This is a genomic window from Edwardsiella sp. EA181011, assembly GCF_000800725.1.
In the GTDB taxonomy this organism is placed as follows: Bacteria; Pseudomonadota; Gammaproteobacteria; order Enterobacterales; family Enterobacteriaceae; genus Edwardsiella; species Edwardsiella anguillarum.
This window is the reverse complement of the sequence record NZ_CP011364.1, coordinates 1,017,254-1,033,721: the sequence shown is the minus strand read 5'-3', so window position 1 is coordinate 1,033,721 and position 16,468 is coordinate 1,017,254. Positions and strand designations below refer to the sequence as shown.

Here is a 16,468-nt window from a genome sequence, read left to right as displayed (position 1 = left end):
AAAATATCATCTTATGAATTTTGAGCCGAAGAGAAATATCCCCTGAAAGACCGAGATAACACGGAAAATGCACTGCGGTAGCGCCGCCGTTGATATTCGTGCCGCCCAGACAGCAGAAAAGCGCCCGTAGGCGCTTTTCCACAGGAGGATGCCAAAGCCGCTTAAATCGCCCAGCCGCCGGCGTAGAACGCCACCAGCACCACTGCGATCGCCACGGTACCGATGTTCAGACGGTTCCACTCTTTGGAGCATACGCGGCCGATCACCAGGGTGCTAAAGCCGAGCATGATACCGGTCACGATGTTACAGGTCAGCACGATAAACACCGCGCACACCAGACCGGACATCGCATCGACGAAGTCGTTGAAGTCCAGCTTGGCGACGTTGCTCAGCATCAGTAGGCCGACATACATCAGCGCCGGCGCCGTCGCGTAGCCCGGAACCAGATAGGAGAGCGGCGAGAGGAACAGGATCAGCAGGAACAGCACCCCGACCACCACAGCGGTCAGACCGGTTTTCCCACCGGCCGCGGTACCGGCGGCAGACTCGATATACACCGCCGCCGGCGCCGCGCCGACCAGACCGGAGAAGATCGAGCTGACGGAGTCCGCGGTCAGCGCCTTACCGCCGCTGATGATCTGGCCATCCTTGTCCAGCAGGTTCGCCTGACCGGCCACCGCGCGGATGGTTCCGGTGGCGTCAAACACCGCGGTCATCACCAGGGCCAGTACGCTCGGCAAGACCACCGGCTGCAGGGCGCCCATGATATCCAGGCTAAAGATCAGGGACTGACCGTCGGCGCCGGCCAGGCTCGGCATCGCAACCAGACCGTGGTACTTCACGCTGGGATCAAAGATCAGGCCGACGATGGAGATACCGATAATCACCAGCAGAATGCCGCCCGGCACCTTCAGCTTTTCCAGACCGAAGATCACCGCCAGCCCCAGCAGGGACATCATCACAGGGAACGAGGTAAAGGCGCCCAGCGCGACCGGCAGTCCCTCCAGCGGGTTTTTCACCACCAGGCCGACGCCGTTGGCGGCGATCAGCAGCAGGAACAGGCCGATACCGATACCGGTGCCGTGGGCGATCCCCATCGGCAGATTGCGCAGGATCCAGGTTCGAATCCCGGTCACCGAGATGGCGGTAAACAGAATACCCATCAGGAATACGGCGCCCAGCGCCACCGGCACGCTGATATGCTGCCCCAGCACCAGGCTGAAGGCGGTAAACGCAGTGAGGGAGATGGCACAGCCAATCGCCATCGGCAGGTTGGCCCACAGCCCCATCAGCAAAGAGCCGCAGCCAGCCACCAGACAGGTCGCCACAAATACCGCACTCGGCGGAAAGCCAGCCTTGCCCAGCATGCCCGGTACCACGATCACCGAATAAACCATCGCCAAAAACGTCGTTAAACCGGCGAGCACTTCTTGGCGCACGCTGCTACCACGCACCGAGATCTTAAAAAATGTATCGAGTGATCCCCGTGACTTCCCTGCCGCTGATACCTGAGAAGAATCGCTAGACATGATGATGTCCTCTGAGTGATTTAAAAAACTTTTCTGTAACGTAATCGATTACGTCTGTTATTGCAGAGCGGCCCATAATGCTGTGTCTGCCCTCCGCCCCATCCGGCTGCCCCCGTGGGCAGCCGCTACTCCCTGCCACTACATCCTGCGACCAAATTCGGGTAAAAATGGGACGGAAGTAAAAGGCAAACGATTATCTGACCTAATACCTCGTCATTTCAACCCACAAACGCGACATTTTAGGTGCGTTCGTACACTAAACGACCATCGACATAGGTACGATATATGGTGCGATCGTCGCCCAGTGTCATGATGACAAACAGCTTATCCACCAAAGAGACCGAGTTGTCATAGCGCAGCTGTTGCAGCGGCGTCGCCGTCGGCTCCAGCACCACAAAGTCGGCCTCTTTACCGACCAGGAAGTTACCGATGCGATCGTCCAGCCCCAGAGAGGCCGCGCCGCCCAGGGTTGCCAGGTAGAACGCCTCATAGGCGGACAGGCGGCAGCCCTGCAGCTGCATCACCTTGTAGGCCTCATTCAGCGTCTGCAGCATGTTAAAGGTGGTCCCGGCGCCGATGTCGGTTCCCATCCCCACCTTCACCCGCTTGCGCCAGGCCTTTTGCAGGTTAAACAGGCCGCTGCCGAGGTACAGGTTAGAGGTCGGGCAGAAGGCGATCGAAGAGCCGGTATCGCTCAGGCAGTCCCACTCTTTCTCCTCCAGGTGGATACAGTGGGCGAACACGCAGTTCTTCCCGGTCAGGCCATACTGGTGATACACATCCAGATAACCGTCATGGTGCGGGTACAGCGACTTGACCCAGGCGATCTCGTCGCGGTTTTCACACAGGTGGGTATGCAGATAGGTGTCGGGGTACTCTTCGCGCAGGCGCTGAGCCATCGCCAGCTGCTCCGGGCTGGAGGTCGGCGCGAAGCGCGGCGTCACCGCATACAGCAGGCGGCCATTCTTGTGCCAACGCTCGATCAGCGCCTTGCTCTGTTCGTAGCTGCTCTGCGCATCGTCCAGCAGATAGTCCGGCGCATTGCGATCCATCATCACCTTGCCGGCGATCATGCGCATGTTGATATGGCTGGCAGCCTCAAACAGCGCGTCCACCGACTCGGGGTGCACGGTGCCGAACACCAAGGCGGTGGTGGTACCGTTACGCAGCAGCTGCTTAAGGAAAAAGTTAGACATCTCGCGGGCGTAATCGAGATCGTTATAGCGCCGCTCGGTGGGGAAAGTGTGCTTGTTCAGCCACTCCAACAGCTGTTCGCCATAGGCCCCGACCATCTCGCTCTGCGGATAGTGAATATGGGTATCGACAAAGCCGGGGACGATCAGCTTGCCGCGGTAGTCTCGCACTCGGATCGAGGCGGGAATACGCTCCCGCCCCTCTTCCCAGCTACCACACCAGTCCACCTTGCCGTTACGGATCAACAGTAGCCCGTCCTCAATAAAACGCAGCGCGGACTCGACCTCCTGCGGATCGGTTACCGTGCGGGTGACATCTAGAATGCTGCCGCGTACTGCCTTGAGGGTATGTTCACAAACCATGATTAACTCCTAATCAGCCAAGACATCGACTCAATCCATCTCTTCTTCGCCGCGTAACGGCTCGACCACCGTATCCCTCTCTTCGCGAACCTCGGCCTTTTTCCGCATCGGGATCAGCAAATTCAGGATGATAGCCGTCAGACCACCGGCGCAAATGGGGTTCTCTACCAGGACATACAGCGAATCCGGCAATACTCGGAATACGGCCGGATCGTACGAAACCCCCAGCCCCAACCCAAGGGAGGTGGCGACGATAATGGTCTCGCGGCGACGCAGTCCGTTGGAAATGATGATGCGGATCCCGGCGATGGCGATCATTGAGAACATCAGCGTCATCGCGCCGCCCAGTACTGGGGCCGGAATGGTGGTAAAGAAACGGCCGATCACCGGGAACAGCCCCAGCAGCACCAGCATCACGGCGATAGCCCGACCGACATAGCGCGAGGCCACGCCGGTCATCTGGATCACCCCGTTATTCTGGGCGAAGGTGGTCAGCGGCAGCGACCCCAGGGCAGAGGCGATGACCGACACCAGCCCATCGGCCAGCACCCCGCCGCTCAGACGCGACTGATACTCCGGCCCTTCGATGGGGCGATTCGAGACCATCGCCGTCGCGGTAATATCCCCCACCGCCTCCAGCACGCTGAGCAGATAGATGGTGCCGGCCACCAGGAAAGCGTGCATGTCAAAGGTAAAGCCATATTTAAAGGGAACCGGCACGGTCACCAGCGGCAGGTCGCGCAGGGCGCTGAAGTCCACCATGCCCAGGCACAGCGCCACGATATAGCCGGCAATCAGCCCGATGGCGATGCCGCCCATCCGCAGCAAGGGGTGGCGCGCACAGTTAAAGCCGATCACCACCAGTAGTACCAGCAGACCGACGCCGATGTTTTCATAGTTGCCAAACGTGCCGCTGCTCTTGGCGGCGAAGCCGCCGCCGAAGTCGATGATGCCAACCTTGATCAGGCTCAGGCCGATCATCAGCACCACCACCCCGCTTACCGTCGGGGTGATCACCCGGCGTAGGTAGGGCAGGATAAACGAGGCACCTACCACCAGGAAGGCACCGACAAAGGAGACCCCCAGCAGGGTCGAGATGATCAGTTCCTCATGCAGGCCATCGTGTTTCATGGCGCCGCCCAGGGCGATCATCACGGTAACGAAGGAGAAGTTCACTGACTGGATCGACAGCAGGCCGGAGCCGACGCAGCCATAGCGGTTCACCTGCAGCCAGGTGCCGACGCCGGAGGCGATCATCGCCATGGAGACCAGATAGGCGGTAATTTCGGTGGAGAGGCCCAGCGCAGTACCGACGATCAGCGCCGGTGCCACCATGGGGACAAAAATCGCCAGCAGGTGAGTCACCGCACCCACCATGAGCTGGTGAAAGGGCGGTTTATCCTCTAGCTGATAAATAAGATCGGATCCAGCACGCGGTATATCAGACATCCCTTTACTCCTTGGTAAATTTGATCATCTGATCCAATTAATAAATATCCGCCTACCGGTTTTCCCGCCGCGCGGCAAGGGGCGCCCCTGAGGGTGTGTTCCCCCTAATTCCGTCTGTGGCTGTGCAGTTCAGATATTCATTATCCAACGGCTAATTGAATCGTTGGCGCAGGGCCGCCCCGGCGGAGCGGCCCGCACGCGGTCTTACAGTTTTCCTAACGCGCTCAGTATCTTCTCCGGTGTAAAGTGCCATTCACGCAGCCAAACCCCGCAGGCGTCGTGAATCGCGGTGGCGATGGCCGGGGCGGCGCCGTTCACCCCGATCTCCGAGATCGACTTGGCGCCGTACGGGCCGACCTGATCGTCGCTTGGCACCAGGAAAGCGCGGAAGTCACGCGGGATATCGCCGATCATCGGCGCACCGTAGGTGCGCAGATCGCGGGTGATCGGGCGCCCCTCGCGGTCATAGCGGATCGCCTCGCTCATGCTGTGGCCGATGGCGCGCATGGTGGCGCCATAGATCTGCCCCAGCGCCAGCTCGGGGTTCACCGGGGTACCGCAGTCCAGCAGGGCATAGAACTTGTCCAGCCGGATCTCGCCGGTGCGTACGTTCACCGCCACCTCGGCGAAGTTGGCCCCATAGGGGAAGGCAAACTCCGGCGTGATGTAGCTGGCCGTTGCCACCAGCGTACCGAAGCCGGTACCGGTTTCCGCCTTATGGGCGATATCGGCATAGCTGACTTCACCACGCTTGCCGCGCACGATCCCCGGTGCGACCAACACGACATCCTCTTGCGACTCACCCAGCATCTGCGCGCCGTGGAACAGGATCTTCTCGCGCAGATTCTCCGCCGCCTTCTTGGCGGCGTTACCGGAGAAGCAGGTGCCGGATGAGGCGTAAGCCCCCTTGTCGAACAGCGCGTGGTCGGTATCGCCGGAGATGACATGCACCTCGGACATCGGGCACATCAGCACCTCGGCCGCCAGCTTGTTGACCACCGTATCCAACCCGGTCCCGATGTCGGCACCGCCGGAGTGCACGATAAAGGTGCCATCAGACTCCAGTTTTATCATGCAGTTGGCCTGATCGATGTCCGGAATGCCCGACTTCTGCATGATGATCGCTACCCCGCGTCCGATGCGCCAGTCACCCTCGGCCGGCTTCGGCGCGTCCCAGTCGATCAGCTCACGCCCTTTGCGCAGGATCGGCTCCAGCGCACAGCTGGCGGCAGAGGGGACCGAGGTCGGCATCTTGCCTTCGCCGATGGCGCCCAGAATCTTCAGCTCCTGTCCCTCATGCACCCGGTTCAGTTCGATGATATCCAGCAGGTCGATGCCCAGCTGATCGGCCAGCTCGGCCAGCGCCATGGTCAGGGCGAAGTTCCCCTTCGGCGCCCCGTAGCCCTGATAGGCCCCGGTCGGACAGATGTTGCTGTAATAGGTGGTGACCTGGAAGTTGACGTTATCGCAAGGATACAGCGGCAGCGACAGCGCCGGGCCGTTACTCGGCACCGTCAGGGAATGGTTGCCATAGGGGCCGGTGTTGGCGCGGAAGTCCATGTCGATGGCGGTCAGACGCCCCTCTTTGGTGGCGCCGATCTTCACCTTCACCTTGGCGACGTGGCGCGAGGTGTTGGCGATAAACTCCTCTTCACGGGTATAGCGGAAGTAGACCGGACGCCCGGTGACGCAGGTCGCCCAGGCGCACACCTCTTCCAACAGGATATCCTGCTTGGAGCCGAAGCCGCCGCCGACGCGCTCCTTGATGATGTGAACCTTGTTCTGTTTCATCCCCACGATACGCGCCACCTGGCGGCGTACGTGCCACGGCACCTGGGTGGAGGCGTGAACCACCAGGCGGTCACCATCCATGTAGGTATAACAGACGTGCGGCTCGGTCGGGCACTGCTGAGCCTGGGTTGACTCGTAGGTGCGTTCGATGACGACATCCGCCTGAGCGAAGCCTTGCTCAACATCCCCAATACGGCCGTGAACGCTGGCGGCGATATTGTCATGCGGACGCGCCCCGATCGGGAAGTTGATGATCATGTGCTCGCCGCGCTGCGCCGAGCCCCGATTCTGCACCTCCAGATCGCTAGGAGCCCCGTTCATATACACGATGGGTTCGTCGTGGATCAGCGGCGCATCGTCGGCCATCGCCTCGTCGATGGACATCACCGGGCGCAGGATCTGGTACTCCACCTCGATCAGCTGCAGCGCCTGTAGCGCGATCGCCTCGCTCTCCGCCACCACGGCGGCGACGCGATCGCCGACGTGGCGCATCTTCTTGCCGAACATGCGGCGATCGAGCGGCGACGGCTCCGGGGCACTCTGTCCACCGGGGGTGTAATAGACATCCGGACAGTTCAGATGGGTAATGACGTGCACCACCCCTGGCAACGCCTCGGCGCGGCTGACATCCAGATGCGTGATCAACGCATGGGGATGGGGACAGCGCAGCATCTTGATCACGCAGGCGTCCGCCGCAATGCGATCCTCGACGTAGCAGGGCTTAGCCTGCACCATCTTGGCCGCATCCACCTTCGGACAGTTTTTACCAACCACGCTCAGATCGTCGCGAAACTCGGGCGCCACCTCCATCTGATACAGCGGATCGCGCATCCGCGCCGCCGCCAGCGCCACCACCTGGTAGAACTGCTGGTAACCGGCGTCGCGGCTAAACAGCCCGGAGAGGGCGTCATCGATATCCTGACGACTCGGCGCCGGAATACGCTCCAGCAGATCGGTCAGGATCAGCGCCGCCGCCGGATCGTTATAGCCGGACTGCACCACGCCGACGTCGACCATCGCCTGCTGCACCGGACTCAGTTGATTCCAGGCACCGAGCGATTCGGCGGTGCGCACCACCGCGCCCTCTAACTGGGCGGCGATCAGCAGGGAGGCGTTGATCACCACCCCGTCGAAGATAATGGCATCGGAGCCGGCAAAGCCGAATCCATCGTCGCTGTTGCGAACAGAGTGCATGCCGAGTCCAAACAAGAGCTGCTGCACATTGTCGCCCGGCTGACACGCCAGCGTGCGCGGAGTGCCGTTCAGCGTAAAGCGAATTGTCATTTTGCTTCCTCCCTCATCTGCTGGCAGTCCGCCAACAGTTCAGCCACCACTACGCCCGCGATGTAGCGCTTATACGCTTCGCTGCCGCCCAGATCCGCGCTCGGCGCGATCGCGGCGCTGACCGCCTGCGCCAGCGGCTCGCCCTCAAGGGCCAGCCCCTCCACGTCGCGCAGACGCTGCGGGCGAGAGGCAACGCCGTCCAGGGCGATACGCCGCCCCCCGTCGCCTGGGATAGCGACGGCCGCCGTCACTACCGACCAGCCCGCCGCCGAACGGCTCACCTTGCGGGTCGCGCAGCAGCGCAGGGGATCGTCGATGATCACCGCCGTTAACAGACGATCGTCCGGCGCGGCCAGATACTCCTCCAGCGCGATCGCCGCGCCGTCGGCGCTCTGCAGACGGGCATCCAGCGCCAGCAGCACCGGCGCCAACACCGATTCGGCCTGACGAGCCGCCAGCTCGCCGCCCAGCGTCGACTGGTTACGCAGATGGCGTGAATAGACAAAGCCCAGCGCGTCCTGCAGCGCCTGGGGCAGCCGCGCCGTATCGCGCAGCTGCTGCAGCGTCGTCAGGGCGCCGAGGTGCAGTGCCCCGTCATGCCAGGTGACCCGATCCAATCCCAGCCCCTTCAGGGAGATAGCCACCGTCTTCTCGGTGCGCGTGGGCGTGGCGTTTAATTTACTTCCTCCGGCGAAGTAGACGGCCTCGTCCTGAAAGCGGCGCTTAAGCTCCAACGCCTGCTCTATGGAGTCCGGCCGGAAAAATTGCTCAATCATGTTCCACCCTCTTTGTGCAAAACCGCACGGGCCAAAGCCCGCGCGGTTTTATGGTCTCAGTTCAGTGCATCCATACGCTGCCACATCTTGGCGGCGACCCTGCGGGCCTCGGCGTAAATCGGCTCGACGTCAAACGGGAACGCACGATCCTCATACACCATCACCCCTTCGACCATCACGCTGTGCACGCTGGATGAGCCCAGGCCGAAGGCCAGATGTCCACCGATGTTCTGCGCCGCTAGCGGCGTCGGTGACGGATAGTCGCAGATGGTCAGATCCGCCTTATAGCCCGCCTCCAGACGGCCAAAGCGGGCGCCAAAGTTGCGGTCAAGCAGCTGGTTGCCGTTGTACAGGAAGCGGGTAAAGCTATCCGGCCACAGCGGGCCGCCGGCGTCGCGGTGTTTAAAAAAGGCAAACTTCAGCTCTTCAAACATGTCCGCGCCGATGCCGTCGGTGCCGAGCGCCAGGTTGCGATACTGCGCCAGACGCTGGTTGTAGCCTACGTGGTTATTCATATTGGAGCGGGCGTTGTGTACCAGGAAAGCATCCTGCTCGTTGAGGATGCGGATGTCCTCACCGGAGAGATACAGACCGTGGGCCAACAGGGTCTTATCGTTAATCAGGTCATACTCGGCCAGGCGCACTACCAGATCCTGACCATACTTGTCATGGCTGTGGGAGACATCATAGCGATCCTCCGCCGCGTGAATATGCAGCCCGCGCCCGGTGGCGCGCAGGGCCTCTCGCAGCATATCCAGACCGGCGTTGGAGACGGTAAAGGGCGCGTGGGCACCGATGTGCGCCTCCACCAGGTAGGGCTCGCTCCCCTTTGCCTTGGCGTCGTCGATCAGGTGGGCGAAGCGGATATTCTCCTCTACCCCCGCCTGCAGCTCACGGGTGCCGCCGTTGCGGTCGGTGGTCTCGAAGCAGGTCATGCCGCGCAGACCGGCCTTCAGAAATCCCTGGCGCAGGGTCGCCAGAGAGCCAGCTATATAGTTGGGCGAGGCGTGATGGTCGATCACCGCGGTACAGCCGCTCTTAATCGCCTCCAGCGAGCAGATCAGCCCGCTGTAGTACAGCGACTCCTCATCCAATGCCCGATCCAGGCGCCACCACAGGTTCTTCAGGGTGGAGATGAAGTCCGGGCACGGCGCAATGTTGGCCATGATGCCTCGCGACAGACCGGAGTAGAAATGGTTGTGGGCGCAGACGATGCCCGGCATCACCAGACGCCCGTGCATCTCCTTAACCCGGGCCTCGGGGTACTGCGCACGCAGGTTGTCGCCCACGGCGCGGATCTCCGCGCCGTCGATGGCGATATCGACCCCTTCCAGGACACGCGCCGGCTCAAACTGTACGGCAGTGACATTCTTCAGAATCAGCATGGTTATTCCTCCACGCGGCCAAGCAGATAATGGTGGTGGTTGTGAACATGGCTGATGATACGGCACATGTCGCTCAATACCGGCGGCACCTCGGCGAATTCGCCCACCTCGTCGATGCGCAGCTGCCAGATCTGTGCGTCCTGGCGCACGCTCACCTGAGATCCCTCCACCAGGAAGCCGGGATTGGTGCTGTTAGTAAAATCCTGCGCCAGGCTGAAGATGGTGATCTTGTCCTTGTAGGGTTTCCCCTGCCACGGACAGAACTGGGCGCAGTTGCCGCATTCGTTGCAATAGGCGTCAATATGCAGGGTCTGGAAACGGTTTTGGAATCCCGGCACCGCGATGGAGACGTTGGCGCGGTTTGGACAGACATCCACGCACTTGCTACAGACGTAGTTACACTCCAGGCAGCGCTGCGCCTCCTGCGCCACGAAGGCGTCGCGGTCATCTTTATCCATCAGCGTGACGGCGATCGCCCCCTTACGCTGGTAGATGCGCGCCGGATCGACGTTGTTCCAGTACTTATCGCCGTAGCTGCTCGCAATGCTCTCCCGCGCCAGAATCGCATCCGTCGCCCGGCGGGCGGTGCCGATGGCGGCCACGATGGATGACGGTCCACTTTGCACGTCACCGATCAGGAATACGTTCTCACGCGTGGTCTCGCCGCTGGCGTCACGCACCGCCGGCCAGCCGCTATCGTCCAACGGCACGCCGATGGCGGCCAAGTGCTCACAGTCGGCCTGTTCACCGATAGCGGTGATCAGAGCATCCATCTGCAGGGTGACGGTCTGCTCGGTCGCCACCGGGCGACGACGCCCCTGCGCATCCGGCTCACCGAGCGCCATGACACGCGCCACCAGGGTGCCGTCCTGATCGAAACGCTCAGGGTTGGTCAGGAACATGAACTTCACCCCGTCCTCCAGCGCCTCCTGGTACTCCTCGCGATAGGCCGGCATCTCATTCAGGGTACGGCGGTACAACACCGTGACATCCTCGACCCCCGGCACCCGCAGGGCGGCACGGGCGCAGTCCATCGCCGTATTACCGGCGCCGACCACCGCCACGTGTTTGCCCAGCGTCAGCGCGACGCCGCGGTTGTAGTCGCGCAGGAACGGCAGAGAGCGATAGACGTTGCGGTTGTCGCCCGCCAGGCGCACGCCGCTGTTCTTATCGGTCCCGACCCCCACCAGCACGTAGGCGAAGCCCTGCTGCTGCAGCTGCTCGACCGTCAGCTGCGGATCGCAGCCAAACACAAACTTCACGCCGTGATCGGCGACAAACTCGATATCGTGGGCGATCAGTTCTCCCGGGATGCGGAACTGCGGAATGATGTTCTTCACCACCCCTCCGGCGTTGGCCTCGCGCTCAAACAGGGTCACTGGATGCCCGGCGCGCGCCAGGAAGTAACCGGCGGAGAGGCCGGCGGGACCGGCGCCGATCACCGCCACCGGGTGCTTGTTCCCAGAGCCGGCCGGCTTGTGCCAGCGCTGCTTGTACTCCTGCCAGCCGCGCTCCAGTGCCACCTTCTTCAGCTCGCGGATATTCAGCGCACTGTCATAGTCCAGGCGGGTACAGTTGTACTGACACTGGTGGTCGCAGATATGGCCGGTAATCGCCGGCAGCGCGTTACGCTGATAGATCACCGCCAGCGCGTCGGCATAGCGCCCTTCGCCCATCAGGCGGATATATTCCGGAATGTCCTGCTTAATGGCGCAGGCGGTGACGCAGGGCGCCACATAGCAGTCGGTCTGCGGCAGCGGGCCGCCGGCGTCGATGCGATCGTCGGACTTCCACTGCTTCTGGGTGTACTCCATGCTGACCGCGCGGGCGGCCAACGCCTCCAGCCGGGCGACGTCCACCTTCGGCATATCCCAATATTCAGAGCGATCCAGCTCGCGCATGCATTCGGTCAGGCGCAGGTAGCCGCCCGGCTTCAGCAGGTCGGTCGCCATGGTGATCGGCCGGATACCGGTCTCGAAGATATCGCGGATGTTGAATTTACTGGCGCCGCCGGAGTAGGAGATCGGCAGCTCGCCGTTAAAGGCACGCGACAGCACCGCCGCCACGTTGATGGAGAGCGGGAACAGCGCGCGGCCGGACATGTACATCTCTCCGCCGGGCAGCGCCCCTTTATTGTTGATGGTGCCCAGGGTATTGGTCAGCTTAACGCCAAAGCTCAACTGCTTCTCCCGCCCCAGTGTCATCAGACGCTGCAGCATCTCCAGCGCCTGCGCCAGCTTCAGATCGTGATCGAAGGACTCCTCTTTCAGACCGATGTAGTCAAAGCCACAGGTATCGAGGATCTCGCGCACCCGCGCATAGCCCAACAGGGTCGGATTCAGCTTCACAAAGGTGTTCAGATGCTTCTCTTCCAGCATGTAGCGGCAGATCGCTTCAATCTCGTCCGGCGGACAGCCGTGCATGGTCGACAGGGTGACGCCGTGCGCCATGTCCGCGGGGATACCCGCGGCCAGCGCCGCCAGACGATCGCGCCGCTCAGCCAGCCCCAGCCGGGACAGGAAAGCCTCGTCGCCGACCCAGCGCGCCAGGATGCGGCGATATTCGGCAAACTTAGGATGCTTGGCGGAGTCCATCATGTCGTGGATGAATTGCTGCATCGGCGGCTGCTTGATGCCGTCGAGATTATACCCCACGCTCATATTGAAAATGAAGGATTTGGCCTCGCCCCGGGTGCGCGGATCGAAGATCTCCTCCAGCAGATGCAGGGCAAACCAGGCTTTCAGGTACTCATCGTGCGCCTTCAGCAGCGTGAACTCGGTGGACCACTCGGTGTTGAAGCACTCGTCTTCCGCATCGATACAGGGTTTATCCAGCTCCAGCCGATCGAGGATCTGCACGGTCTTCAGTTCGATAAAACGACCGCCGGTCAGCCAGGAGACGATGATGTTTTGCGCCAGCTGGGTATGGGGGCCGGCGGCAGGGCCGATGGGGGTCTCACAGGTTTCACCGAACACCTTGATCAGGCGCTGATTATCCTTACGGTAAAACTGCTGCTCGGGAATACCAAAGATAGAGCGGCTTTGATGGTATTCATCAAAAATGCGCGTCAGAAGCTCCTCAAACGGAACGGGACGCATAATATCACCCATGACTCTCTCCTTGCTGCGACATAACGCTGATATCGATTTACCGGGGTGCGTCCTGCGCACACCGGCGGCTACCCAGATATCAGCAACAATCACGCCAGATGTTTATTCCTATTCCTTGGATGATAAAAATCGTGAGTAATATCTAATTGTTTTATCTATTTGTGAAATAGCTCACATGAGCCAAATGAGAATATAAATCAATAAACCACGACGGCCTCCGCGCCGCTTATTCAGCGACGGAGAGATTATCAAAAAAAGAGAGGCTGTATCACTTTGATATGCGAATTCCGCGATAATTATTTTAACTGTGAACGCAATCGCTTAAATATAAAAAGTAAACGTCTTACTTACCCAACAGCAATTGATAGGCCTGCGGAGTATCGACATCCAGAATAATTTCAGGCGCATTTATATCAAGATAACGATAATCCTTTGCTAACAAATATTCACGCATGCTGCGCTGAGGATAAGCCTGCTCGGTCTGCGGCAGCAGCGCACGCGGCAGCAGCACAGGATGGCCGGGTATCCCCCGATAGCGCGGCATCAGGGCATAGGGGCCGCGCCGCTGCCACAGGAGGGAAAACAGCGCCGGCGTCAAACAGGGAATATCGCCATGGCTAATAAAGCAGTAGTCGCTTTGCACCGCCGCCGCGCCGCAGCGAACGGAGGAAAATAACCCGCTGCGATAATCCAGATTAACCACCGTACGAATTCTCGGATGGTCCCCGTAGCGCTGCAGCAATTCGTCTGCACGAAAGCCAACCACTAATATAATTTGCTGACAAAACCCCAATGCGTTATTAATACTGGCATCCAGAAGGGTGCCACCGCGATAGGGCAGCATCATTTTCCACTGTCCCATCCGCGAAGAGAGCCCCGCGGCGGTAATGATCCCCTCGACCGCCTCGGGAATAATATTCTCTGTTAGCTGCATCATTCTATTTTTCCACTGGATTAGGAGCATAGCGCCGCGCCCTGTCGGCATCATGATGGCAATTGCAGCCCGCAGACATCGACGTCACGCACCGCCGCCGAAGGCGGCGCGCGGACGCAACGCGATGAATAAAAATGGCCGCAGGGAACCGGTTCTATTAATAGCACATATGCCGAATGCCATGATACCCGAACTGCAGGACGTACTGAGGGACTGCCATGCGGAGACCGGTCCGCTGCTGATCAGCCTGATCGGCGCCGGCGGAAAAACCAGCGCCCTACGCTGGCTAGCGCGCGCCTTTGCCGAACGCGGCCAGCGAGTGATGGTCACCACCACCACCCGCATGTATCTGCCCGACACGCTCCCCACTCTGTTTTGCCATCAGCCAGCAGCCTTACCGGCTGACGCGCTGCGCGCGGCGATCACCGCCTGCTTCGCCACCTGGGACCCTGTCCAGGGTAAGGTGCGAGGCTTTACCCCGGCCCAGATCGATGCCCTGTCCCAGTGCCGTCTGGCCGATGTGATCTTGGTGGAGGCCGATGGGGCACATCACTTAGCGATGAAGGCGCCTGCGGGGCACGAACCTTGCATCCCTGAGCGTAGCCATTGCGTGATCGCGGTGAGCGGGGGACAAACGCTAGGGCATCCCGTCGGCGCACAGAACGTACACCGTTGGCCGCTGTTCGCCGCCCGCAGCGGCCTGGCGGAGGGAGAACGCCTGGATATGGCGGCGATGAGCCGCTTCATTCGCCATCCGAACGGTATGTTTAAGGGCGTCCCCGATGGGGCTCGGCGGGTCTGGCTGATCAACCGCTTTTATCAATCTGATAACGTCACGGACGCCAGCCTGTATGCCCTGCTTAACGACGGGACGCTGGACGCCGTCTGGCTCGGCGCCGTCCGTGAACAGCCCCCGATTACGCGCATTCTGCAGCGCCATGACAACAACGATCCCCGCGCAGGCCCGCCGCCGCGCCGGGAATAACAACAAGGCAGTCGACATTGAGGTCGTTATGAATATCTTTGCACAAGCTGCGCAACTCGAGGAACAAAACCGCCCGTTCGCCATGGCCCAAATTATCGAGAGCCGTGGCTCCACGCCGCGCCATTCGGCGCAGATGCTGGTACTGAAAGACGGCGGCATCATCGGCACCATCGGCGGCGGCATGATCGAACGGCTGGTCATTGAACAGGCCATGCAGGCGCTGGCCGAACGCAAGCCGCGCGTATTCCACGGACGCATGGCGCGCAGTGGTCAGGACGCCGTCGGCTCTGACTGCGGCGGCGCCATGTCGGTCTATATCGACGTGCACGGCCTACGCCCGCGTCTGGTACTGATCGGCGCCGGCCACGTCAACCGTGCCATCGCCCACGCCGCCGCCTCGCTGGGCTTTGACATCCACGTCGGCGATACTTATCAGGAGAGTCTGGATCCGGCACTCTTTCCTGCGGGCACTCGCCTACACCACGCCGACAGCTATACCCATCTCATCGCGGCGATGCAGATCGAAGCGGAGAGCTTTGTCATCATCGCCACCAACAGCCAGGATAAGGAAGCCCTCGACTGTCTGATCGATAAGCCGCTGTATTACCTAGGGCTGTTAGGTAGTCGTCGCAAGGTGCAGACCTTCTGCCAGCAGCTGCGCCAGAGCGGTATCGACGAGGAGCACTTAGCACGCCTGCACGCCCCCATAGGCTATAACATCGGCGCCGAAACACCGGAAGAGATCGCCGTCAGCATTCTGGCCGAAGTGCTGCAGATCAAAAACCGCGCCGCCGGCGGCCTGATGAAACAGAATATCCGTCTGCAGCGCAACCGCCTGGTGGCGATCCGCGGCGCCGGCGATATCGCTACCGGCGTGGCGCTGAGGCTGTACCACGCCGGGTTTCAGGTACTGATGCTGGAGGTGGCCAAGCCGACGGTGATCCGCCGCAGCGTCGCCTTTGCCCAGGCCGTCTTCGACGGGGAGAGTACGGTCGAGGGCGTCACCGCCCGCCGCGCCGATGGCGCAGAGCAGGCCTTCAGCCTGATCGAACAGGGGATCATCCCGGTACTGGTCGATCCGCAGTGCCTCACGCTGGCTGAGCTGCAGCCCCACTATCTGGTCGATGCGATCCTGGCTAAGCAGAATCTGGGGACGCGGCGCGATATGGCCCCGGTGACCGTCGCCCTCGGTCCCGGCTTCGAGGCCGGCCAAGACTGCGATGCGGTGATCGAAACCAACCGCGGACACCACCTGGGGCGGGTGATCTACCGCGGCTTTGCCCAGGCCAATACCGGGATCCCGGGCAACATTAACGGTCATACCACCCGCCGGGTGATCCGCGCCCCGCACGCCGGCATTATGCACTGCTGCGTTAAGCTGGGCGATCTGGTCAACGAGGGCGATATTATCGCCCATATCGATACGACGCCGGTGGTCTCTCCGCTGCAGGGTATGGTACGCGGCCTGCTGAGCGAGGGGCTGGAGGTCAGCGCCGGGTTTAAGATCGGCGACGTCGATCCGCGCGGCGCGCAGGCCGACTACACCACCGTCTCCGATAAAGCGCGCGCCATCGGCGGCGCGGTGCTGGAGGCGATGATGAAGCTGAGCCCGCGCCCCTAGTGCGCGACCGGAGAGTCAGACAGTAAAAAGGGGCGCCAAGCGCCCCTT

At 61.3% G+C, this 16,468-nt stretch carries 10 protein-coding genes; 2 read left to right on the top strand and 8 right to left on the bottom strand.

Annotated features, from left to right (window positions below):
• Positions 1-161 precede the first annotated feature (161 nt).
• The 8 genes from QY76_RS04690 to QY76_RS04655 all read right to left on the bottom strand — a co-directional run bounded on the left by QY76_RS04690 (position 162) and on the right by QY76_RS04655 (position 13,817).
• A complete protein-coding gene (locus QY76_RS04690) occupies positions 162-1,529 on the bottom strand; it encodes an NCS2 family permease (RefSeq protein WP_034165251.1) in 1,368 nt (455 codons plus the stop codon).
• 239 nt (positions 1,530-1,768) lie between these two features.
• Positions 1,769-3,085 (bottom strand): guanine deaminase, encoded by a 1,317-nt coding sequence (gene guaD, locus QY76_RS04685; protein WP_045427089.1) that lies wholly within the window; start codon positions 3,083-3,085, stop codon positions 1,769-1,771.
• Between the two features lie 30 nt (positions 3,086-3,115).
• Positions 3,116-4,534 (bottom strand): nucleobase:cation symporter-2 family protein, encoded by a 1,419-nt coding sequence (locus QY76_RS04680; protein WP_034165249.1) that lies wholly within the window; start codon positions 4,532-4,534, stop codon positions 3,116-3,118.
• A 204-nt stretch (positions 4,535-4,738) separates the two neighbouring features.
• Positions 4,739-7,609, bottom strand: a complete 2,871-nt coding sequence (locus QY76_RS04675) for a molybdopterin-dependent oxidoreductase Mo/Fe-S-binding subunit (RefSeq protein WP_045427088.1) — start codon at positions 7,607-7,609, stop codon at positions 4,739-4,741.
• The gene (gene ygfM, locus QY76_RS04670; RefSeq protein WP_045427087.1) at positions 7,606-8,385 is read right to left on the bottom strand and encodes a molybdopterin-dependent oxidoreductase FAD-binding subunit; all 780 of its coding nucleotides are present in this window, start codon (positions 8,383-8,385) and stop codon (positions 7,606-7,608) included. Before ygfM ends, QY76_RS04675 begins: the two co-directional genes overlap by 4 nt.
• Before the next feature lie 56 nt (positions 8,386-8,441).
• Positions 8,442-9,770 carry a putative aminohydrolase SsnA gene (ssnA, locus tag QY76_RS04665; protein ID WP_045427084.1) on the bottom strand — a complete coding sequence of 443 codons (1,329 nt, stop codon included), beginning with the start codon at positions 9,768-9,770 and terminating at the stop codon, positions 8,442-8,444.
• A 2-nt stretch (positions 9,771-9,772) separates the two neighbouring features.
• The gene (gene ygfK, locus QY76_RS04660) at positions 9,773-12,880 is read right to left on the bottom strand and encodes a putative selenate reductase subunit YgfK (RefSeq protein WP_045427081.1); all 3,108 of its coding nucleotides are present in this window, start codon (positions 12,878-12,880) and stop codon (positions 9,773-9,775) included.
• Positions 12,881-13,223: 343 nt separating this feature from the next.
• Positions 13,224-13,817, bottom strand: coding sequence for an NTP transferase domain-containing protein (locus QY76_RS04655; protein WP_034165244.1), 594 nt, complete (start codon positions 13,815-13,817; stop codon positions 13,224-13,226).
• 178 nt (positions 13,818-13,995) lie between these two features.
• Here QY76_RS04655 and yqeC point away from each other — a divergent pair, with 178 nt between their 5' ends.
• Positions 13,996-14,799 carry a selenium cofactor biosynthesis protein YqeC gene (gene yqeC / locus QY76_RS04650; RefSeq protein ID WP_045427212.1) on the top strand — a complete coding sequence of 268 codons (804 nt, stop codon included), beginning with the start codon at positions 13,996-13,998 and terminating at the stop codon, positions 14,797-14,799.
• A gap of 28 nt (positions 14,800-14,827) precedes the next feature.
• Positions 14,828-16,420, top strand: a complete 1,593-nt coding sequence (gene yqeB / locus QY76_RS04645; RefSeq protein ID WP_045427078.1) for a selenium-dependent molybdenum cofactor biosynthesis protein YqeB — start codon at positions 14,828-14,830, stop codon at positions 16,418-16,420.
• Positions 16,421-16,468 lie beyond the last annotated feature (48 nt).

Coding starts and splice junctions, on each gene's coding strand:
- QY76_RS04690 (WP_034165251.1), bottom strand. CDS start 1,529: ATGTCTAGCGATTCTTCTCAGGTATCAGCGGCAGGGAAGTCACGGGGA.
- guaD (WP_045427089.1), bottom strand. CDS start 3,085: ATGGTTTGTGAACATACCCTCAAGGCAGTACGCGGCAGCATTCTAGAT.
- QY76_RS04680 (WP_034165249.1), bottom strand. CDS start 4,534: ATGTCTGATATACCGCGTGCTGGATCCGATCTTATTTATCAGCTAGAG.
- QY76_RS04675 (WP_045427088.1), bottom strand. CDS start 7,609: ATGACAATTCGCTTTACGCTGAACGGCACTCCGCGCACGCTGGCGTGT.
- ygfM (WP_045427087.1), bottom strand. CDS start 8,385: ATGATTGAGCAATTTTTCCGGCCGGACTCCATAGAGCAGGCGTTGGAG.
- ssnA (WP_045427084.1), bottom strand. CDS start 9,770: ATGCTGATTCTGAAGAATGTCACTGCCGTACAGTTTGAGCCGGCGCGT.
- ygfK (WP_045427081.1), bottom strand. CDS start 12,880: ATGGGTGATATTATGCGTCCCGTTCCGTTTGAGGAGCTTCTGACGCGC.
- QY76_RS04655 (WP_034165244.1), bottom strand. CDS start 13,817: ATGATGCAGCTAACAGAGAATATTATTCCCGAGGCGGTCGAGGGGATC.
- yqeC (WP_045427212.1), top strand. CDS start 13,996: ATGATACCCGAACTGCAGGACGTACTGAGGGACTGCCATGCGGAGACC.
- yqeB (WP_045427078.1), top strand. CDS start 14,828: ATGAATATCTTTGCACAAGCTGCGCAACTCGAGGAACAAAACCGCCCG.